This is a genomic window from Flavobacterium psychraerolatum (assembly GCF_025960985.1).
Taxonomy (GTDB): Bacteria; Bacteroidota; Bacteroidia; order Flavobacteriales; family Flavobacteriaceae; genus Flavobacterium.
This window is the reverse complement of the sequence record NZ_JAOQMX010000009.1, coordinates 1-21,060: the sequence shown is the minus strand read 5'-3', so window position 1 is coordinate 21,060 and position 21,060 is coordinate 1. Positions and strand designations below refer to the sequence as shown.

Genomic DNA, 21,060 nt, shown 5'->3' with positions numbered 1-21,060 from the left:
GAAGACCCCAAACCTGAATACTAAAAAAAAGATTATAAATATGGAACATATTGTCATCATCGGAAACGGAATATCTGGAGTTACATTGGCTAGGCATATTCGAAAAAATTCTGACGCTAAAATCTCCATTATTTCTGCAGAAACAGATTATTTTTTCTCTCGAACTGCGTTAATGTATGTGTTCATGGGACACATGAAATTTGAGCACACGCAACCGTACGAGAATAATTTCTGGAAGAAAAACAATATCAACCTGATTCACAAAAAGGTATCGGAGGTATTTACCAAAGAAAAAGCACTCCTTTTAGATGGCAATACCGTAATAACATTTGATAAACTGGTACTAGCTACCGGATCCAAACCCAATAAATTTGGCTGGCCAGGACAAGACCTCGAAGGCGTTACAGGATTATACCATAAACAAGATTTGGATAACCTAGAAAAATGGGCAACTACTACCCAAAGAGCTGTAATTGTTGGTGGTGGATTAATCGGAATTGAACTTGCAGAAATGATGCGCGCTCGAAATATTGCAGTCACCTTTTTGGTACGTGAAGACAGCTTTTGGAACGGTGTTTTACCTGCTGGAGAGAGCCAAATGATTAACCGCCATATTATTGAACACCATATTGATTTGAGGTTGGGCACCAGCATGAAAGAGATTATTTCTGATGAAAATGGCCGAGCAAAAGCCATCATCACCGACAAAGATGAAATAATAGAATGTCAAATTGTTGGTTTGACCGCCGGTGTTTCACCCAATATTGATTTCCTGAAAGATTCGGGGATTGAATTGGGTCGAGGTGTCAAAGTGAATCGCTTTCTAGAAACTAATATTAAAAACATTTATGCCATTGGCGATTGTGCAGAACAACACGAAGGCATTGATCAACGACGACCAATTGAAGCTGTTTGGTACACCGGAAGAATGATGGGCGAAGCGCTAGCGCAAACACTTACTGGAAAACCGACAGAATATAAACCAGGACATTGGTTTAATTCGGCTAAATTTCTAGACATTGAATACCAAACATACGGTTGGGTGTGGGCAAAACCAAAAGAAAACGAAACCCATTTTTATTGGGAACACAAAGGAGGTAAAAAAGCCATCCGAATTGCTTTTGATAGCAGCAATAGACGTTTCCTTGGTATCAACACTTTTGGTATCCGAATGCGTCACGAATTTTTTGACAAAGTCTTAACCGATAATCAGTCTGTAGAGTATGTAATTCAGCACTTGAAAGCAGCCAATTTTGACCCTGAGTTTTTTAACTCCCATGAAAAAGAAATCCAAAACCAGTTCACAAAGCAATGTGTGGGTATTAAAAATAAATCAATATGAGTACATCAGCAAAAAATATATCCATAGCTTCTCAAGAACATAATGACCTCACAGGCGTACAAAAAACAGGGATAGCTATTGGTCTTATTGGTCTCTTTATTATGAGTTTGGCCTTGTTTAACGTAGAATTCCCAAACAAAGGATATTGGTTGACGGGTTCCTTACTATCTATAATTACTGGAATTGTACTGTATGCCAATAGTTTCTATTTGAACCGACCTGAAGGAATAAGTAACAACCACGTCTGGACATCTAGCTTAACACACAAAGGTACAATTGGATGGATGATCGGTATTATTTTGACTTCCTTTTATATTGCGCTATATTGGTTTCCAAAATATTTGGGACTTAATGAACAAGGAGGAGAAAATACCGGAATTGTTGGCTTTTTTGATCCTTTGAGTTTAATTTTAAACGGTAAACCAGCCACACAGTGGTTTGTGTATGGAACACTATACACCATGGCGATTGTAGGACTAGGGTATAAATTTATCCTTAAATACCGACATAATAAATACCAATTGGTCCGCACAATATCGGTCATGTTTTTTCAGTTGGGATTTGCCTTTTTAATTCCAGAGATATTGACAAAACTTAATCCTGAACAAGCTTATTTTGCTAAGGATATAAAAAACATGTGGCCACTTAATTATTACTTTTTTGATGAATGGCATGTCAAAGGGATGCTTGCTGGAGGTAATCTAGGAATGTTTATGTTAGTTTTTGGAGTGGCGATGATTTTTATCATCTCCCCTATCCTAACGTATTTTTACGGAAAACGTTGGTATTGCTCTTGGGTATGTGGATGTGGTGGTCTAGCTGAAACAGCTGGTGACTCTTTCCGTCATTTGAGTGACAACTCTGAGAAAGCTTGGAAAATTGAACGTTGGATGATTCATTCAGTTCTTGTGTTTTCATTTGTAATGACTATTGCCGTTATTTTTACTTTTTTATCGAATAATCCAGAGTTGAGTTTTATTACCAAAGATCAATTTGTTTGGGGAATTGTACTTTTTCTGGGTGTGTTTACTACAGCGCTATATGTTTTCAAAAGAAAAGATATGGATCAAGATGCAGTTTACACGATGCTATCGCTAGTCGCTATCATGGTTATTGCCATTTTGATGAATTATTTTTCTGGTAATCAAAACATCTTTTTTATAGACAGTTATAAATTGAGAGAATGGTATGGTTTTGCAATTGGTTCTGCCTTTAGTGGTGTGATTGGTGTTGGTTTCTATCCTATCTTGGGAAATCGTGTTTGGTGTCGTTTTGGGTGTCCTATGGCTGCCGTTTTGGGATTGCAACAACGTTTGTTTTCAAAATTTAGAATTACTACCAATGGTGGACAATGTATCTCTTGCGGTAACTGTTCTACACATTGCGAAATGGGAATTGATGTACGTAGCTATGCTCAAAAAGGAGAGAACATTGTTCGTTCTTCTTGTGTAGGTTGTGGAATTTGTGCAGCAGTTTGCCCTCGTGGTGTATTGAAATTGGAGAACGATACTCCTGCAGGTCGTATCAATGCCAATGAAATCTTGTTGGGTAATGATGTTGACTTGATGGATTTAATCAATCAAAAATAACCTTCTCATTTGTACTTTTGCATTAAAAAAAAGCTTTTTAGAGTGTTTTCTACTGTTTTACAAGTCAATTCAGGATTATCTTGCATTAATTTGTAGTTATTGAAAACTATTTCGACAATTTAATCGTACATACTTATGTTCTAGTTTACGCTTTGCGTGAGGGATTGGAGCGGCATCCTTTTTTGGGGCTTTTTTTGCTCCAAAAAAGATATAGCGGAAAGCCCGACCTGCCTTTTTTTTGGCAGGGCACGCCCAAATTTAATTTTAGAACAATACGATTTTATTTAAAAACTTTTCTAATAGTAATTTAAAAATGACAAAAGCACTATTTTTTCTGGTATTTATGACTATTTTCGGCAATTCGGAACCTAGAGAATATGCCAAAAATTATTATTCGAATGGGACACTGCAATCGGAAGGTTGGGTTTCACAGGGCAAAAAAGTTGATTATTGGTACTATTACTATGCCAATGGCGCCAAAAAAGAGGAAGGTCATTTTGTTGCTAATAAAAAATGCAAATGGTGGATTTTCTATACGGCTGAAGGAGCAATTATTCGAAAAACAGAATACCTAAATGATAAAGCAAATGGCTTGTCAATCTTGTACAAAGACGGTGATATTGTCAAGGCCGAAAAATATAAAATGGGTACAAAAACAAATGAATGGACGAGCCTATCGGCTTACCGAAATGATCAAAATAAATGAAAACTATTGTTGTAATTATACCCGCTTATAATGAAGAAAAAGCTATTGCGCATGTCATCAATGAGATTCCAGATACAGTAAGCGAAATTATTGTAGTAAGCAACAACTCTACTGATAATACCATTGCGGTGGCTCAAAATGCTGGAGCAACCGTTTTGTCTGAAAATAAAAAAGGCTATGGTAATGCCTGTCTAAAAGGTTTGGATTATTTAGCAAACAAACAGCAAAAGCCTGATATCGTAGTGTTTTTGGACGGGGATTACTCTGATTACCCCAAAGAATTATCCAAATTGGTGGAGCCTATTTTGGAGGATAACATTGATTTTGTCGTTGGTGCTCGTGTGTCGGCTTTACGCGAAAAGCACTCGATGACCCCACAACAAGTATTTGGTAATTGGTTGGCTACTTTTTTAATGCGTTTGTTTTTCCGAGCCAATTTTAGTGATTTAGGTCCATTTCGTGCCATAAAATATAATAAATTGCTAGCTTTGAAAATGGAGGACAAAACATATGGTTGGACAGTAGAAATGCAATTGAAAGTCCTGAAACAAAATATGACTTATGTAGAGATTCCGGTGCATTATAAAAACCGAATTGGAGTTTCAAAAGTTTCGGGAACCTTAAAAGGAACTGTTATGGCTGGTGTTAAAATCATCGGTTGGATTTTTAAATATACCTTCAAATAATTCTATGGTATCTATTTCTTATATTATTTTATTTTTTTATTGCCTCGCTATACTTTTGATATTTTTGTATGGTTTGGCACAATTCAACTTGTTGCTTAACTATATAAAAAGTAAAAAACAAGAAGACCATAGCCCTCAATATAATTTTGAGCAAGGTGATGCGTACCCATTTGTCACCATTCAACTGCCGTTGTACAATGAAAAGTATGTGGTAGAACGACTGTTGCGAACAATTGCCAACTTGGAATACCCAAAAAATTTACTTGAAATCCAAGTACTCGACGATAGTACAGATGATAGCGTACCAATGACGCAAAAGTTGATTGCCGAATTGGCACAAACCGGCTTGGATATACAACATATATGTCGACATAACAGGCAAGGATTTAAAGCAGGAGCATTGAAGGAAGGACTTGTTACTGCAAAAGGCGAATTGATTGTGATTTTTGATGCCGATTTTGTTCCTCAAAAAAACTGGTTACTGCAAACTATTCCTTACTTTAAGGATGCACAAATTGGTGTCGTGCAAACCCGTTGGGGCCATTTGAACCGTAATTATTCGATACTGACCAAGATTCAGGCGTTTGCCTTGGATGCTCACTTTACACTGGAGCAAGTGGGACGCAACTCGCAGTCACATTTCATTAATTTTAATGGAACAGCAGGAGTTTGGCGCAAAACCTGTATCCTTGATGCCGGAAATTGGGAAAGCGATACCTTGACTGAAGATTTGGATTTAAGTTACCGTGCGCAACTCAAAAATTGGAAATTCAAATACCTTGAAAAAGTAGAAACACCAGCCGAATTGCCAGCCATCATTAGCGCAGCCCGTTCACAGCAATTTCGATGGAACAAAGGGGGAGCCGAAAACTTTAGTAAAAATGCCAAACGTGTGTGGAAGTCTAATAATATAGGCTTTAAAACCAAAGCCCACGGGATTTTACACCTTTTGAACAGCTCTATGTTTTTGGCTTTGTTTGTCATGGCAATATTGAGTATTCCAGTTCTGTATATCAAACATCAACTGCCCGAACTAGAAAGATTATTTGATATTTTGATGTTCTTTATTATTACTTCCATATTATTTTTTATTAGTTATTGGGTTACTTATAAAAGCATTCACGGAGGTGGTTTTACAAATTTTATGAGCTATAGCAAACTATTTTTTATTTTTTATACTATAGCCATGGGATTTTCTTTTCACAACACTATTGCCGTTTTGGAAGGTTTATGGGGAAAGAAAAGTGAGTTTGTACGGACTCCAAAATTAAATATTGAAGGTATGAAAGATCAATGGAAGCAAAATATTTACTTGAATAAAAAAATCTCCAAAAACGTCATTTTCGAAGGTTTATTGATGAGTTATTTCGCCTTCGGCATATATAGTTCGTTTTACTTATACGATTTTAGTATTTTATTTCTCCATCTGATGCTTTGTATCGGTTTTGCCTATATATTCATCCAATCAATTGTAGCCCCAAAATGAAGTTACTAGATTCCAAAACCATCAAAACCACCATTTATCTATTAATTAGTATGTTTTGTTATGGGTATTTGGGGTATATGCTAGAGCGGCAAGAATTTGTTCCTTTGGTGATTAACTTTGTACTTCTCTTTTTTTGTACCTATCAAATTATTTATTTACAAAAAAATAATTTTACTTTTTTAGTTGGTGTTGCCATCATAATACGAATTATTTTATGGAGCGTGGTACCCAACTTATCTCAGGATTACTTCCGATTTATTTGGGACGGTCGTTTGCTATTGCAAGGCATGAATCCGTATTTATATTTACCAGATAACCTTATTAATCAATCCGATTTTTCGATAGCCAATGCTAAAGCGTTGTATGACGGTATGGGAGCATTGAGTGCTAGTCATTACTCCAATTATCCACCAGTAAACCAAGTAGCATTTGCCATTGCCGCATACTTTAGCAATAACACTATTTTTAGTGCTGTGGTAGGCATGCGATTCCTTATTATTCTTGCAGACCTTGGAACTCTTTATTTTGGCTCGAAATTATTAAAAAGATTTGGATTAGATAAACACCGAATTTTTTGGTATGTTCTCAATCCATTAGTAGTTATTGAATTGACCGCAAATTTACATTTTGAAGGTGTCATGTTATTCTTCTTTGTTTGGAGTATGTATTTATTATCGAAAGAAAACTGGAAAACGGCCGCTATGGTACTCGCTTTGTCTATTTCGACCAAATTACTCCCTTTGCTTTTATTACCACTCTATTTGCAAAAATTAGGATGGAAAAGAATTATTCCGTTTTACCTCATCGTACTGGTATTAAATTTACTATTCTTTCTACCTTTTTTATCCACAGAATTGGTAGAAAATTATACCAATACAATTGGACTCTGGTTCACAAATTTTGAGTTCAATGCCAGTATTTATTACCTAGTACGAGCAATAGGTTTTTGGGTCACAGGATATAACATTATACAAACCACGGGAAAAATAATTCCGGTTTTAATGGTGCTATTTATCGTTTACCAAAGTTTTATGGGAGATAATAAAAAAAGCATACAATTATTTACAAGTTTTCTATTGGTCTTAACAGTTTACTTTTTGACAGCGACGACAGTACACCCTTGGTACATTATCAATTTGGTGTTAATTGGTGTTTTTACCCGTTTTTACTACCCTATTGTTTGGAGTTTAATGGCTGTTTTGAGTTATAGTGCCTATAGTACTATTGTGTTTCAAGAAAACTTTTGGTTGATTGGTTTAGAATACGGTATTGTAATTTTATTTATAATTTTAGAATTTCGTGATAATTTGGACCTTAAAAAATATGTATATTTGACCAAATCAACATTTAGGATAAAAAATACATGAGTATTTCCATAGAAAATTCAAAAACCGTTTTAGAAAATTGGGTCAATCAATTTAGTGATGAGCTCTACTCTTGGGCTTTGTACAAAACCTCTTCTAAAGAAACTGCCGAAGATTTGGTACAAGAAACATTCTTAGCAGCTTTCAATAAAATAGAAAGTTTTCAAGGCAAAAGCCAGCCCAAAACTTGGTTATTTGCCATCTTAAACAATAAAGTAGTCGATTATTACCGCCTGAGCGCGCGCACGACCAAAAACAACTTTAGCCTGACCGAAGAAAGTGGTTATGAACTATCTGATGGACTGTTCAATACGACCGAAAATTGGGTGGATAAAGAACTTAATCCAATCTGGGAACAAGATGGTGAATTGTTAGATAATGTCGATTTCAATATGGTTTTTCAGCACTGTATGGACGATTTACCCGAAAAATGGAAACTAGCCATAACCTCCAAATACTTAACGGATAATAAAGCAGATATTATCTGTAAGGAATTGGAAATTACAGCGTCTAATTATTGGCAGATCATTCATAGAGCAAAACTGCTTTTGAAAAAATGCCTAGAAACCAAATGGAATTAACGGATTTCAAACAAAAATGAACAAAATCATGCAAATGCTAGTCAAATCCTGCAAAATCACAACCGAATTAATTGACAAACAACAATTAACTCCTTTGACTATTAAAGAGAAACTACAATTACAAACCCACAAGGCAATGTGTAAAACATGTAGTGCCTATGAAAATCAATCCAAAACAATTGATAGTTTTATCACAAAGTGGTTTGGTTCCAAAAAAAGTGCTACAACACAGAAGCTGAGCGATGAAAAAAAGATAGACATCATCAATAAAATCAAAAGAACCTAACCATAAAACAACCAAAAATGAGGGCATTAATTATTTCAGGAGGTGGCAGCAAAGGAGCATTTGCTGGTGGTGTAGCCGAATATTTAATCAATGATTGTTGCAACAAATATGAACTATACGTTGGTTGCTCTACGGGTTGTTTGCTTTTGCCTCATTTGGCCCTGGGCGAAATCGACAAAATAAAAAATATTTATACTTCAGTTTCTCAGGAAGATATTTTCAGCATTTCTCCTTTTATTATTACAAAAAATGAGAATGGTTATGATACCAAAATCAATCACTTTAATTCGGTTTTATCCTTTATCAAAGGCTCTCCTACTTTTGGCGAAAGCCTAAACCTCAAAAAACTCATCCAAAAAAATATTACTGTTGATGAGTATGATCGCCTTCAAAAAGAAAACAAACAAGTTATTGTAACGGTATCCAACCTAACCTTGAACCAAATAGAGTACCACAACTCTAAAGATTGTACCCGTGAAGATTTTTGTGAATGGGCTTGGGCTTCCTGCAATTACGTACCCTTTATGAGTTTGGTGAACAAAAATGGCTATCAATATGCCGACGGCGGTTTTGGAAATTTTGTTCCAATATCTTGTGCTATAGAAAATGGAGCGACCGAAATTGATGTAATTATACTCGAAAATGAAAATCAATCTTTGCATTTGCCTGAAATCACTAATGCCTTTTCACTTCTATTTCGTACGTTTGAGTTTATGAAGAATACCAACAATTCTAAAGACATTATCATTGGAAAACTAATTGGTATGAACAAAAACATCAAAATTAATTTTTATTTCACTCCTGATAATCTTACAGACAATCCGTTGATATTTGACACACAAGAAATGACACAATGGTGGAAAGATGGATACGAATATGCAAAATCCATACAACCAGATAGTTTTTGTCTTGTACCACAAGAGGACGTAAAATTAAAAATAACTACAAAGGAATCCATAGAAGATTAACATACTCAAAATAAGCGATGTAACCTTTTTAAGTCCTCACCTACTTAATCATACTTCGGCATGGCACTACTTTTATCCCCCAACTATCTTTACCAGTAAAATAGAACGTTAACAAGCAACTAATTAAAACTGACCAAAAGAACATTCCATTCTTTATGATTATATTTATCTTTATGAAAAAACTACTTTCCCTCTTATTTCTACTCGCTATATCAGCCCTTGGCGTGATTGGGTATTGTAGTGCAGATACAAATAAAATAGTACCCAATAAAAAGTTGATCGAATATAAAGGAATGAACTTGGTTGCTCCCATTAAAGAAATTAACAACAGTACATTTGAAGCTTTAGTAAAAAATCATGTCAATGCCATTTCACTCATCCCATATGCTTTTGTAGATATGGACAAAGCTGCAGTAATCTACAACCATAAAAGACAATGGTGGGGAGAAAGTATAGACGGTATCAAAGTATGCATTCAAAAAGCACATAGCTACCAGATGAAGGTGATGATAAAACCACATCTTTGGGTGAATCACCAATTTTATACTGGCAATTTGGACTTTAAAACCAATGAGGAATGGGAAAATTGGGAAACCGATTATGAAACCTATATTTTGGAGTACGCACAAATTGCACAAGAATCAAAAGTAGATTTGTTTTGTTTTGGAACAGAACTTCGAAATCCTATTGCCAAACGTCCAGCATTCTGGATGCAACTAATTGCCAAAATAAAGAAAATATATACTGGTAAATTGACGTATGCCGCCAATTGGGATGATTTTGATAGTGTTCCGTTTTGGCGACAAATGGATTATATTGGAATAGACGGCTATTTTCCGCTTTCAGACAAAGAAAACCCAAGTGTAGAAGAACTCGAAACAGGTTGGAAAAAACACCTCTCTAAAATGGAACTAACGCACAAAAAATGGTCAAAAGACATTCTCTTTACCGAGTTTGGCTATCGCAATTCGGACTATGTAGCTTTAGAACCTTGGAAAGAAAATCAATCTATACTCAATAATGCTGCACAAGCCACTGCCTACGAAGCATTATTCAAAAGTTTGAACCATCAAAAATGGTATGCAGGTGGTTTTGCATGGAAATGGTATGCTGACGATTACCACAAAAAAAAGGAACTCGATTACACCCCGCAAGACAAACCAGCCCTGGCAGTGATTGCCAAATGGTATGAATAAATTGAGAATGAATTCCTCAATAAAAAGCATAGGATACATACATGTTTTCAATGTATCATTGTTTAGTAGTTTTCGAAATTAATCAGAATGGTCATTATTCATAAAACTTAAGTGCCAAAAAAAGCTTGCCAAAACCTTTCGATTAGGTTTACGACAAGCTTAAATAATTATTACTATCCTTTTATTTACTCTCCTGAAATAACATAGCACCAGAGTTCATACAATATCGCAAACCTGTTGGACTTGGACCATCGTCAAATAAGTGTCCCAAATGACCTTCGCAACGGGCACATACAATCTCTCCACGCACCATTCCGAGGCTTTTATCAACCACTTCATGAACTCTACTTTTGTCTAAAACATCATAAAAACTTGGCCATCCGGTACCCGACTCAAACTTTGTTTTTGACGAGAATAATGGCAATTTACAAGCAGCGCAAAAGTAATTTCCTTTTTTATGGTTGTCATAGAAAGCATTTCGAAAAGGATATTCAGTTCCTTTTTCTCTTAATATGTGGTAGGCATCAGCAGTAAGAAGCTTCTTCCATTCCGCATCCGACTTTGTGACTTTTACCAAAGAGGTATCCGTCAACGACAGTTTCTCTTGTGGGGGTTTTTCAATATCTTGCATCTCTTTATCCCCTTTTTTCGCTTGCATACAAGCCATAAAAACTAGAGAAACAATTGGAATAGCTAATAGATATAAGTAACGTTTCATAATTTTACATTTTTAATTTATAATTAGTTTGACTACATAAAGAAGAAAGAGGCAGCATGTACTTCTTTTAATTTAAAATAATTTCCCAAAATCGTTTAAGTTAGTACACTTTTTTAGCAAAAAAATTACCATTTCGATACATAACCATTTCATAATCAAATCTTTACGGCAGAATAATATATTTAAAGAGTTACTTCAATCTTCCTTTAAATACTTTTTTGAACTTATTAAACCTCGGTAAAGATACCCCTTGGACATAACCTTGATTCGGGTTGAGTTTTACATAATCTTGGTGGTAGTCCTCGGCTTCATAAAAAGTTGAAACGGGTTTTAATTCTGTAACAATTGGTTTTGCAAAAACTTTAGCGACACTTAAAGCAGCAATTTTGTCTTGTATAATTTTCTTTTCGTCTAAGTTTCCGTAGAAAGCAATAGATCGGTAGGACGAACCGATATCTGGACCTTGTTGATTGGGAGTCGTTGGGTCTTGAGAGGCAAAAAAAGCATCTACTAATTGTGCATAAGATACTTTTTTGGGATCATAAAAAACAGCTACCGCTTCGGCATGGCCAGTTTGATTGCTTCCTACTTGGTGGTAGGACGGATTTTTGGCTGTTCCTCCACTATAGCCCGAAATGGCTTCATCGACACCATAAACAGCTTCAAAAACGTGTTCACTACACCAAAAACAACCTTCGGCAAAGACAGCAACTGCTTTTCCAGGTTTGGGTTTCAAGGATAATTCTTTGGTTTGGGATTGACAACTTATAAATGTCATTAGTATGGCAAAAAGTGGTAGTATTTTCATATCTGTGTGTTTTAACTAATATACGGTGGATAATTGGCTTTGGTTTTATAACAATTGCTAAAGTTATGTTAGAAGTAATTTGTATACAATAGTCCATGTATAAACCTTAAGATAACAATCATAATTCCATTAAGCAGTATTCTTTATTGATAGACGTCCCTTTAATTACATCCTGACAAAAAACTACCCTATCCTCATTTAAAATTACAACCAATATAACAGCATAAAAAAAATACCCCTAAAAATAATGGGGTATAACTATTTTAATTAGTAAAAAACAGCCTAAAACTACATAATTATAAAACAAAAATACAAACAACACCATATAATTAGGCCTTATAACAAAAAAATAGCATTATCAATATAGCAATCATTTTACATATAAATAGTAATTACCAATTTATTTGGACATGAATTTATAATATCAATAATTCGATTCAAAATATAACAAAAAGTTAGTCTTTTACTATTTGTCTTTAGAAAAAGTTAATAAATTCGCTCAAAACAAAGAATAAATTAACAATTAATCAACAAAAAGAAGATAACGCTTATATTAGAATAGTTGAAGTTATAATCTTATTTCAAAAAAAAATTAAACATGAAAAAAATTGAAGCAACAATTAGAAAATCAAAATTTTCTGATGTAAAAAAAGCATTACACGAAGTAGGAGTAAGTTTCTTTACTTATTGGGATGTAACAGGATTAGGCAATGAAAAACAAGGACACGTATATCGTGGAGTTACTTATAGTACATCTGACATACAAAGAAGACAACTTTCAATAGTTGTAAATGATGACTATGAAGAAGTAACAATCAAAGCCATTCTTGATTCAGCATCAACAGGACATGTAGGTGATGGTAAGATATTCGTTTCTGACATACAAGAAGCATACAGAATTCGTACAGGTGCAAAAGGTGGAGAAACATTAAAATAATTAAAAATTGACCCAATAAAAAATAATAATTAAAAAGATAAACTATGGATACGAATACTGTAATGGACATAATGTGGGTACTAATCTGCGGAATTTTAGTATTTTTTATGCAAGCTGGTTTTACACTAGTTGAAGCTGGTTTTACCAGATCAAAAAATACAGGAAATATAATAATGAAAAATTTAATGGATTTCTGTATCGGGAGTATTGCTTTCTGGTTACTAGGATACTCATTAATGTACGGAGAATCAATTGGTTCTTTTATTGGAACACCAAGTTTAATCTTTGACGATGCAACTGACATGCATAGTTTATTTTTTCAAACTGTTTTTGCTGCTACTGCTGCAACTATAGTTTCTGGAGCTATTGCAGAAAGAACAAAATTTACAACCTACTTAATTTTCTCTTTATTAATGACGTTAATAATCTATCCAATCTCTGGAAGCTGGGTATGGAATGCAGGTGGATGGTTGGCTCAAATGGGGTTTACTGATTTTGCTGGTTCTACAGTTGTACACTCCCTTGGAGGATGGGCTTCACTTGTTGCAGCAGCTTTGGTTGGTCCAAGAATAGGAAAATACAATCCTGATGGAACATCAAACGCAATTCCAGGACACAATATTGTGCTTGGAGCACTTGGTGTATTTATCCTATGGTTAGGTTGGTTTGGATTTAACCCTGGTTCTGAACTAGCAATTTCTGGAGATCATATAACAAATGTTACTAGAGTTTTTATCACAACAAATATAGCTGCAGCGATGGGTGCTATGGCAGCAATGTTCTTATCATGGAAAATGTATGGAAAACCAGATATCTCAATGACTTTAAATGGTGTTTTGGCAGGATTAGTAGGTGTAACAGCAGGTTGTTCTGCGGTTGATCCTATGGGAGCTGCTGCTATTGGTTTAATTTGCGGTATGGTTGTCGTGATATCTATTGAATTTATCGACAAAAAATTAAGAGTTGATGATCCAGTTGGAGCAGTATCTGTACATGGAGTTTGTGGAGCATTAGGAACTATATTAGTTGGTCTTTTTGCTACAGACGGTGGTTTATTCTACGGTGGTGGTTTTGAAAAACTTGGAGTTCAAACAATTGGTGTACTTGCAATTGGTGCATGGGCAGCTGGAATATCTTTTGTAGTCCTTTTTATCCTTAAGAAAACTATGGGATTAAGAGTAACTAAAGAAGAAGAGATTGATGGTCTTGATATTCATGAACACGGTTCAAATGTATATAATGATTAAACACAAATAGCTTACTGATTTCTAAAACTCCCAACAATCAATTGTTGGGAGTTTTTTTTTAACAAAAATCTAAGACTATATTTAGAATAGTATAACTAAAATAAAAATCTACCAATACATTAATGTTGTAATTTAGGTTTACAATTAGTTTATCAAAATAATTAAAAAAATGACCTATGTGTTTACTATCAAATAATGTGATCCCCGGTGATCGCGGTACCTCATTTGGCACAAATGCCAAAGAAGAAACAGACTTAAAAACAATTCAAAAAATGATCTTAACCATCGATGGTATTAAAGAGGTATTGATCAATTTATCGGTTTTTCCCAGAGAATTTAAAGTATTTTCAAGTAAATTAATTCCTGTACATTTAATCGAATCAAAAGTGAAATCAGTTGGTTTTCACGCCATCAGCAAAGATCCTTTCCACGTTTAAATGTTATATTGAATTTTAAATTCAAAAAACATCCTTTATCTACCCCTTAGATAAAGGATGTTTTTTTTTACCCATTTACAAAATACTAACTATTCCCTCAAATAGGTTGATTTACTATTTAAAATTTCGTAATTTTAAGTATATAATACGAATCTAAATCTGTATCAAACTAAAAAACAATCATCATGAGCTTACTATCAAACAACATCATCCCCGGAAATCACGGCCGTATTTTTGGTACTAATGCAACAGAACCAGCCGATTTAAAAATAATTAAAAAAAGTATCTTAACCCTTGTCGGAATAAAAGATGTAGTGATAAACAACCATACATTCCCACGAGAAATTACAGTATATTCAACCAAAATCATTACTATAGAACAAGTAGAATCCAAAGTAAAATCAGTTGGTTTTCATGCTATTCCAAAAGAAAGTTTGGATGTTTAAATTAGAATTGATTAATAATATTATCACAATAAAAATCAATTTATTTTTTTTACACTTATTATTATCGTAATATTGCAATATAAATATATAACGATGGGTACAACAAAAACAGAACACTTCACAATAGAGCAAAACCAACTTGCAACACTAACCAAAGCCATTGGACATCCAGCACGAATTGCCATTATACAACATCTTATCAAAGTGAATAGCTGTATTTGCGGTGATATCGTCAACGAATTACCACTCTCCCAGCCTACCGTTTCACAACATTTGAAAGAATTAAAAAATGCAGGTTTAATTAAAGGAAGCTTAGAGGGCAATACAATTTGTTACTGTCTTGACGAAGTAGGTTTTTCTAAAATAAAAGGATTTTTCCAGATTGTAGATACTTATTTGGAGAGCAAGAACAGTTCTTGTTGCTAGAAATAAACTACAGATTAGCACCGATTTAATTATTAGAAACCTCGCTTGCTAACTAAAAAAATAAGATAATAAAATTAAAAAAAATCTGCTTTTTATCCGTGATTTCGCGAAAGTGAATCCGTTTTATCAGCATACCATCAAACACAATACAAATTTAAAACACATACAATATGAAACTGTCAGAAATTAAACCAATCTTAAATACTGTAGAAACAGTAACCTTCGTTTTACCAAACGGAACTTTCGTTCCAGAACATTTTCACGTAACCGAAGTTGGACTAATCATCCGAAACTTCATCGATTGTGGTGGAACCGTTCGTAAGGAATCTGTTGTTAACTTCCAATTATGGAACGCCAACGATTTTGAGCACCGTCTAAAACCAGCCAAATTAGCCAGCATCATCGCTTTGTCTGAAAAAGTATTAGGTATCGAAGATTACGAAATCGAAGTTGAATACCAGTCTGAAACTATTGGGAAATACGACTTAGGTTTCAACGGAACCGCTTTTACATTACTTAACAAACAAACCGCTTGTCTAGCCGAAGACGCTTGTGGAATTTCACCAGCAAAACAAAAAGTAAAAATCGCAGATTCAAGTGACGAACCTTGTTGTTCTCCTGACGGTAACTGTTGTTAATACAACCACTATCCGTCTGAGCCTGTCGAATACCTCGCTAAAACAATCCTTTTAGTGCAATAAAATACTTCGACAAGCTCAGTGTGACAAATGTTTTCAAAATAAAGTTAAGTTGCCACCTGTCCGTCTGAGCCTGTCGAAGACCTTGCTAAAACAAATCACTTCGACAAGCTCAGTGTGACAAACGTTTTCAAAATAAAGTTAAGTTGCCACCTGTCCGTCTGAGCCTGTCGAAGACCTCGTTTAAAAAAAACACTTCGACAAGCTCAGCGTGACAAACTATTGCAAACTCAATGTAACCACCAACTGTCCGTCTGAGCCTGTCGAAGACCTCACTAGAATAAAGTACTTCGACAAGCTCATTGTGACAAATCGATAAAAAATCACATAAAAACCGAAACTTATATGTTATTCGAATCCATTCAAAAACTAGTTGCAACACTAGACTTTACTTCCATTTCTGAAGAAAGGAAAACCGTTTTACAACCGCTTGTTGATTTTATTCAAACCAAGTACGCAGACAAAAAAGAAATCGCTCTTAATTTCATCTGCACCCACAATTCCCGTCGTAGTCACCTATCACAAGTATGGGCGCAAGCAGCGGCAGCACATTACACCATTCCACAAGTAGTTTGTTATTCTGGAGGAACCGAAGCAACAGCAATGTACCCCATGGCGGCAAAAACATTGGAAAATGCTGGTTTTCAAATCAAAATGCTATCCGAGGGTACAAACCCTGTTTACGCCATAAAATACAATCAAGACCAACATCCTATTATCTGTTTTTCAAAAACTTTTGATGATACTTTCAATCCTCAATCAGAATTTGCTGCGATCTTAACCTGTTCTAGCGCCGACCAAGGTTGCCCATTCATCGCAGGAGCCGAAAAACGAATTCCAATTACATTTGAAGATCCGAAAGCATTTGACAACACACCACAAAAAGTAGAAAAATACCAAGAAAGAAGCGTACAAATCGCTACCGAATTATTTTATGTGTTTTCACTAATCAAATAAAATTAGACACTAATTCCATGAATAAGCATGAACTAAATTGAACACAGATTAGCTAAGATTAATTTTCTTGTAAATAACAATACATTTTATAGCGCTCTTTCAGGCTGAGCTTGTCGAAGACCCTTTACAAAATCTTATATTTTGGTTCTATCAATAATTACTTCGTCTGTTCGCTATCGCTCGGGTCATATCCTAAATCACTCCAATAAACAAACAATGTCAGCAAACAACTGCGCACCAGCCGCCAACCGAAAAAAACTAAGCTTCCTTGACAGCTACCTTACCTTGTGGATCTTCCTTGCTATGGCAATAGGAGTTTCAATTGGGTATTTTATTCCGTCTAGCAGTGGGTTTATCAACTCGTTTTCGTCAGGAACAACCAATATTCCACTCGCCATCGGACTCATATTAATGATGTATCCGCCACTTGCCAAAGTCAACTACTCCCAAATGGGAACCGTTTTCAAAAATACCAAAATCCTAGGTGCGTCCTTATTACTCAACTGGGTCGTTGGACCCATTTTGATGTTTGCCCTCGCACTACTTTTCCTCAACGGCTATCCCGAATACATGATTGGCGTCATCCTCATCGGTCTTGCCCGTTGTATCGCTATGGTTGTAGTGTGGAATGATCTCGCCGAAGGAAACCGCGAATATGCCGCAGGATTAATCGCCCTCAACTCCATCTTTCAGGTGTTGTTGTACAGCGTTTATGCCTATCTTTTTATCACCGTTTTGCCTCCTTATTTTGGCTACACTGGTTTCGAAGTCAACATCAGCATTGCACAAATCGCCGAAAGCGTTGGGATCTATCTCGGTCTTCCGTTTGCACTCGGTATCATCAGCCGTTACGGACTGATTGCCCTCAAAGGCGAAGAATGGTTTCAAACCAAATACATTCCGTTCATCTCCCCGATCACCCTCATCGCTTTGCTGTTTACCATCGTCATCATGTTCAGCCTCAAAGGCGAATTGATCGTGCAAATCCCAATGGACGTCGTACGCATCGCCATTCCGCTCGTGATTTATTTCACCTTGATGTTCGTGAGCAGTTTCTATTTGGGCAAATACTTCGGAGCCGATTATTCCAAAGCAACCGCCATAGCCTTCACCGCCACCGGAAACAACTTTGAACTCGCCATAGCCGTTGCCATTGGAGTCTTCGGCATCAACAGTGGCCAAGCCTTCGCCGGAGTCATAGGCCCCTTAGTCGAAGTTCCCGCCCTAATCGCATTGGTAAACTTGGCCTTCTGGTTCCAGAAAAAATATTACACAGTTACTGCCTAAAAAATTATTATTTGGGCGTGACCCCATTACTCAAAAACGGGCTCCTTACTTTGCGGTGAGGAGCCCGTTTTCAGTAATGCGGTCGGGCTTTTCGCGCTACTTCGGTAGCAAGCTGCAATCCCTCACGCAATGTCACCTCCGTCCAGAAATACACCTTTTGTGTTTCATACAGATTTTGCAAATTATCACTATCCAAATAAGTAAGTGAAAGTAAAATCTGATTAATCAACCTATCACTAATTATATTTAGTTTACGTTGGGTATACTTACCACTCTACTAGTCACGATCGCTCGGATTAATCACAAATAGTTAGCGCAGAATTTCATTATATGCTCACAAAGTATATCGGCAACAATAAATAATTACAAGCCTTTTCATTTATAATCTATATAAATTCAAATGTTTTATTCTCAAAAAATGAAGCACTATGAATGATTGCTTTATTCTTCCGAAAGATTAAAATTAATAAATCATTCTTAACTTATTCACTTTTCGAAGTCTCCTATAATCTTTATTTTCAGCCCTGAAGCTGTGCAATCCCGATAGCTATTAGACTTGACTTCAGATACAATCCGATACACTGTTCCAGTTTGAAAATTTCACAACAAAAAAATATCCCTTTATAGCAACTATTAAAAAACTTAAATCACATATGCAACCAATAGTTTCTATAAACATAAAGTAACCTCCATCATGTCACTTATTGAATAACGTCCACAATTATATTTTTTTTTGGTTCTAACCAACTTACAAAGGTTCTCATCTCCTTTCCTAATTATTGTTTTATATTTGTTTCCATAAATTAAAAAACAAGTGAAACCAGTCATTAACTCAGCCACTAGTTGGACTTTTTGTCCTGACTGCCATGGACGAGGAAAAAAAAGTAGAAGAATTAATAAAAAAGTACGACTCGACTATCAAAAAGCATTGGAACATTTTGAAAAATCGAATGGTGACGGAATAGCTCCTATTCGTCCTAAGGCACACCTAGATTCTTGCCCAAATTGTGCTGGATCGGGTTTAATTTCTTCCGTATTCCCTCCCGAAGTTGACACAGAAAACTATCCCAACATTGCTATAATAGGTGGTGGTATCGGTGGCGTTGCTTTGGCTGTGGCTTGCTTGCACCGTGGAATCCCATTTACACTTTATGAACGTGATAGTAGCTTTAATGCTCGATCTCAAGGCTATGGACTTACTTTGCAACAAGCGAGTAAAGCGATCGAGGGATTGGGTATTATTTCTTTAAAAAATGGAGTTGTTTCTACCAGACATTTGGTTCATACTACAGATGGAAAAGTAATTGGCGAATGGGGAATGAGAAAGTGGATGCAAGGTGAGGAAAAAAAACCGCCCAAACGAACTAATATTCATATCGCGCGGCAGTCGTTGCGATTAGCATTACTAGAACAACTCGGTGCAGACAATGCGGTAAAGTGGGGACATCAGTTGATTAACTTTAAGCAGTCTGACGATGAAAAAATGAACCTCAGCTTTGAAGTAAATGGAGAACTAAAAACTATCAAGGCAGATCTAGTGGTTGGAGCAGATGGAATTCGCAGTACAGTACGAAAATTACTCCTTGGTGATGACCTTACCCCTTTGCGCTACCTAGATTGTATTGTTATTTTGGGTATTTGCTCTTTGACTGCTCTTGATGGGCTTGAAAGCAGCTTACTTGATTCTGCTACAGTCTTCCAAACTGCCAATGGCAATGAGCGAATCTACATCATGCCCTATGATTCAGACTCGATAATGTGGCAACTAAGCTACCCTTTGCCCGAAGAAGAGGCAAAGGTATTAAGCCTTAGAGGGCCACAAGCCCTTAAAGAAGAAGCCTGCCGTAGAACACAATGGCATACTCCTATTCCGCAAATTTTAGCTGCAACTTTAACAACTCAGGTTTCTGGCTATCCAGTTTATGACAGAGAATTATTGAATATAGAATTATTACAAAAAAATAATTTCATAACACTACTAGGAGATGCAGCTCACCCTATGAGTCCTTTCAAAGGACAAGGAGCAAATCAAGCCTTACTAGATGCACTATCTCTTGCTCGTACGATCACTCGTGAATGCAGACCACTGTCGAATTGGCGAGAAAACGGATTGCGAAAAACGGTTTTAAATCCCTTCGAATTAGAAATGCTAGAACGATCTGCTATTAAAGTAAAACATTCAGCAGAAGCTGCACAATTTTTACATTCAGACATTGTACTCCATGAAGGCAACGAGCCGAGAGGACGTGTTTTAAATAGGAAAAATAAATATTAAAATAATCTAAGGTTATACAATTATTACAGACAACTCTCGTCTGAACTTTAAAAAAAAGACCTAAACCTAACCAAGAGGGCACTGAAAAAGTCTTTCTAATAAATTGACACATAAAAAGGAGTAGATATCTATGGATTTCTACTCCTTTTTTCTTATATTTAAATCTAATTATAAGTGTTTTTTAGATGTTAGTACAACAACAAACAATACAATTCAGCGAGTATTCTTCGTTGTATGATTTAATAGTTCCAAAAGAAAATCTATTAAGAAAAATTAATGATTTGATTGATTTTTCATTCATTTACGATGAGTTGTTAAATAAGTACTGTCCCAATAATGGGCGAATGGCAGAAAGTCCCGTTCGTATGTTTAAGTATTTACTACTTAAAACAATCTATACTGTTTCCGATATTGATGTCGTGGAGCGTTCTCAATACGATATGTCCTTCAAATATTTTTTGGATATGAATCCAGAAGACGATGTTATCAATCCGAGTTCGTTAACAAAATTTAGAAAACTACGTCTAAAGGATACCGACCTATTAAATCTATTGATAAACAAAACAGTAGCCATTGCTATCGAAAAAGGTATTATTCGTTCGAAGTCTATCATCGTTGAT

22 protein-coding genes are annotated in these 21,060 nt (G+C 35.6%); 20 read left to right on the top strand and 2 right to left on the bottom strand.

Annotated elements, in window-relative coordinates; all coding sequences use genetic code 11:
- Positions 1 to 40: 40 nt before the first annotated feature.
- The 10 genes from M2326_RS05330 to M2326_RS05285 all read left to right on the top strand — a co-directional run bounded on the left by M2326_RS05330 (position 41) and on the right by M2326_RS05285 (position 10,204).
- On the top strand, positions 41 to 1,342 hold the full coding sequence (locus M2326_RS05330) for an NAD(P)/FAD-dependent oxidoreductase (protein WP_264618517.1): 1,302 nt from the start codon (positions 41 to 43) through the stop codon (positions 1,340 to 1,342).
- Positions 1,339 to 2,931, top strand: coding sequence for a 4Fe-4S binding protein (locus M2326_RS05325; RefSeq protein ID WP_264618516.1), 1,593 nt, complete (start codon positions 1,339 to 1,341; stop codon positions 2,929 to 2,931). The genes M2326_RS05330 and M2326_RS05325 overlap by 4 nt, the downstream gene beginning before the upstream one ends.
- Before the next feature lie 313 nt (positions 2,932 to 3,244).
- A complete protein-coding gene (locus M2326_RS05320; protein WP_264618515.1) occupies positions 3,245 to 3,637 on the top strand; it encodes a toxin-antitoxin system YwqK family antitoxin in 393 nt (130 codons plus the stop codon).
- The gene (locus M2326_RS05315; RefSeq protein WP_264618514.1) at positions 3,634 to 4,323 is read left to right on the top strand and encodes a glycosyltransferase family 2 protein; all 690 of its coding nucleotides are present in this window, start codon (positions 3,634 to 3,636) and stop codon (positions 4,321 to 4,323) included. Before M2326_RS05320 ends, M2326_RS05315 begins: the two co-directional genes overlap by 4 nt.
- A 4-nt stretch (positions 4,324 to 4,327) precedes the next feature.
- Positions 4,328 to 5,809, top strand: coding sequence for a glycosyltransferase (locus M2326_RS05310; protein WP_264618513.1), 1,482 nt, complete (start codon positions 4,328 to 4,330; stop codon positions 5,807 to 5,809).
- Entirely contained in the window at positions 5,806 to 7,176 is a 1,371-nt protein-coding gene (locus tag M2326_RS05305; RefSeq protein WP_264618512.1) for a putative hexosyltransferase, read from the top strand. The genes M2326_RS05310 and M2326_RS05305 overlap by 4 nt, the downstream gene beginning before the upstream one ends.
- Positions 7,173 to 7,754, top strand: coding sequence for a sigma-70 family RNA polymerase sigma factor (locus tag M2326_RS05300; protein WP_264618511.1), 582 nt, complete (start codon positions 7,173 to 7,175; stop codon positions 7,752 to 7,754). Before M2326_RS05305 ends, M2326_RS05300 begins: the two co-directional genes overlap by 4 nt.
- A 28-nt stretch (positions 7,755 to 7,782) precedes the next feature.
- On the top strand, positions 7,783 to 8,040 hold the full coding sequence (locus tag M2326_RS05295; protein WP_264618510.1) for a hypothetical protein: 258 nt from the start codon (positions 7,783 to 7,785) through the stop codon (positions 8,038 to 8,040).
- 17 nt (positions 8,041 to 8,057) lie between these two features.
- A complete protein-coding gene (locus M2326_RS05290; protein WP_264618509.1) occupies positions 8,058 to 9,008 on the top strand; it encodes a patatin-like phospholipase family protein in 951 nt (316 codons plus the stop codon).
- A 173-nt stretch (positions 9,009 to 9,181) separates the two neighbouring features.
- Positions 9,182 to 10,204 carry a glycoside hydrolase family 113 gene (locus M2326_RS05285; protein WP_264618508.1) on the top strand — a complete coding sequence of 341 codons (1,023 nt, stop codon included), beginning with the start codon at positions 9,182 to 9,184 and terminating at the stop codon, positions 10,202 to 10,204.
- A 181-nt stretch (positions 10,205 to 10,385) separates the two neighbouring features.
- Here the strand turns inward: M2326_RS05285 and msrB are convergent, their stop codons facing one another.
- Together msrB and msrA are read right to left on the bottom strand one after the other, a co-directional pair.
- Entirely contained in the window at positions 10,386 to 10,922 is a 537-nt protein-coding gene (gene msrB, locus M2326_RS05280; protein WP_264618507.1) for a peptide-methionine (R)-S-oxide reductase MsrB, read from the bottom strand.
- A 190-nt stretch (positions 10,923 to 11,112) separates the two neighbouring features.
- Positions 11,113 to 11,730 carry a peptide-methionine (S)-S-oxide reductase MsrA gene (gene msrA, locus M2326_RS05275; RefSeq protein ID WP_264618506.1) on the bottom strand — a complete coding sequence of 206 codons (618 nt, stop codon included), beginning with the start codon at positions 11,728 to 11,730 and terminating at the stop codon, positions 11,113 to 11,115.
- A gap of 598 nt (positions 11,731 to 12,328) precedes the next feature.
- On the opposite strand from msrA, the gene M2326_RS05270 reads away from it, so the two are divergent.
- The 10 genes from M2326_RS05270 to M2326_RS05225 form a co-directional block, all read left to right on the top strand.
- Positions 12,329 to 12,667 (top strand): P-II family nitrogen regulator, encoded by a 339-nt coding sequence (locus M2326_RS05270; RefSeq protein ID WP_264618505.1) that lies wholly within the window; start codon positions 12,329 to 12,331, stop codon positions 12,665 to 12,667.
- Between the two features lie 44 nt (positions 12,668 to 12,711).
- Positions 12,712 to 13,914, top strand: coding sequence for an ammonium transporter (locus tag M2326_RS05265; RefSeq protein ID WP_264618504.1), 1,203 nt, complete (start codon positions 12,712 to 12,714; stop codon positions 13,912 to 13,914).
- A 176-nt stretch (positions 13,915 to 14,090) separates the two neighbouring features.
- Positions 14,091 to 14,351, top strand: a complete 261-nt coding sequence (locus tag M2326_RS05260; protein WP_264618503.1) for a heavy-metal-associated domain-containing protein — start codon at positions 14,091 to 14,093, stop codon at positions 14,349 to 14,351.
- A 185-nt stretch (positions 14,352 to 14,536) separates the two neighbouring features.
- Positions 14,537 to 14,797 carry a heavy-metal-associated domain-containing protein gene (locus tag M2326_RS05255; protein WP_264618502.1) on the top strand — a complete coding sequence of 87 codons (261 nt, stop codon included), beginning with the start codon at positions 14,537 to 14,539 and terminating at the stop codon, positions 14,795 to 14,797.
- A gap of 93 nt (positions 14,798 to 14,890) precedes the next feature.
- A complete protein-coding gene (locus M2326_RS05250) occupies positions 14,891 to 15,223 on the top strand; it encodes an ArsR/SmtB family transcription factor (protein WP_264618501.1) in 333 nt (110 codons plus the stop codon).
- Between the two features lie 170 nt (positions 15,224 to 15,393).
- A complete protein-coding gene (locus M2326_RS05245) occupies positions 15,394 to 15,861 on the top strand; it encodes a DUF6428 family protein (RefSeq protein ID WP_264618500.1) in 468 nt (155 codons plus the stop codon).
- A gap of 405 nt (positions 15,862 to 16,266) precedes the next feature.
- Positions 16,267 to 16,878 carry an arsenate-mycothiol transferase ArsC gene (locus tag M2326_RS05240; protein WP_264618499.1) on the top strand — a complete coding sequence of 204 codons (612 nt, stop codon included), beginning with the start codon at positions 16,267 to 16,269 and terminating at the stop codon, positions 16,876 to 16,878.
- A 216-nt stretch (positions 16,879 to 17,094) separates the two neighbouring features.
- Entirely contained in the window at positions 17,095 to 18,165 is a 1,071-nt protein-coding gene (arsB, locus tag M2326_RS05235; protein ID WP_264618498.1) for an ACR3 family arsenite efflux transporter, read from the top strand.
- A gap of 814 nt (positions 18,166 to 18,979) precedes the next feature.
- Positions 18,980 to 20,440 (top strand): FAD-dependent oxidoreductase, encoded by a 1,461-nt coding sequence (locus tag M2326_RS05230; RefSeq protein ID WP_264618497.1) that lies wholly within the window; start codon positions 18,980 to 18,982, stop codon positions 20,438 to 20,440.
- A gap of 185 nt (positions 20,441 to 20,625) precedes the next feature.
- Positions 20,626 to 21,060: transposase (locus M2326_RS05225; RefSeq protein ID WP_264618496.1), on the top strand; the 435-nt coding region annotated here is incomplete at its 3' end.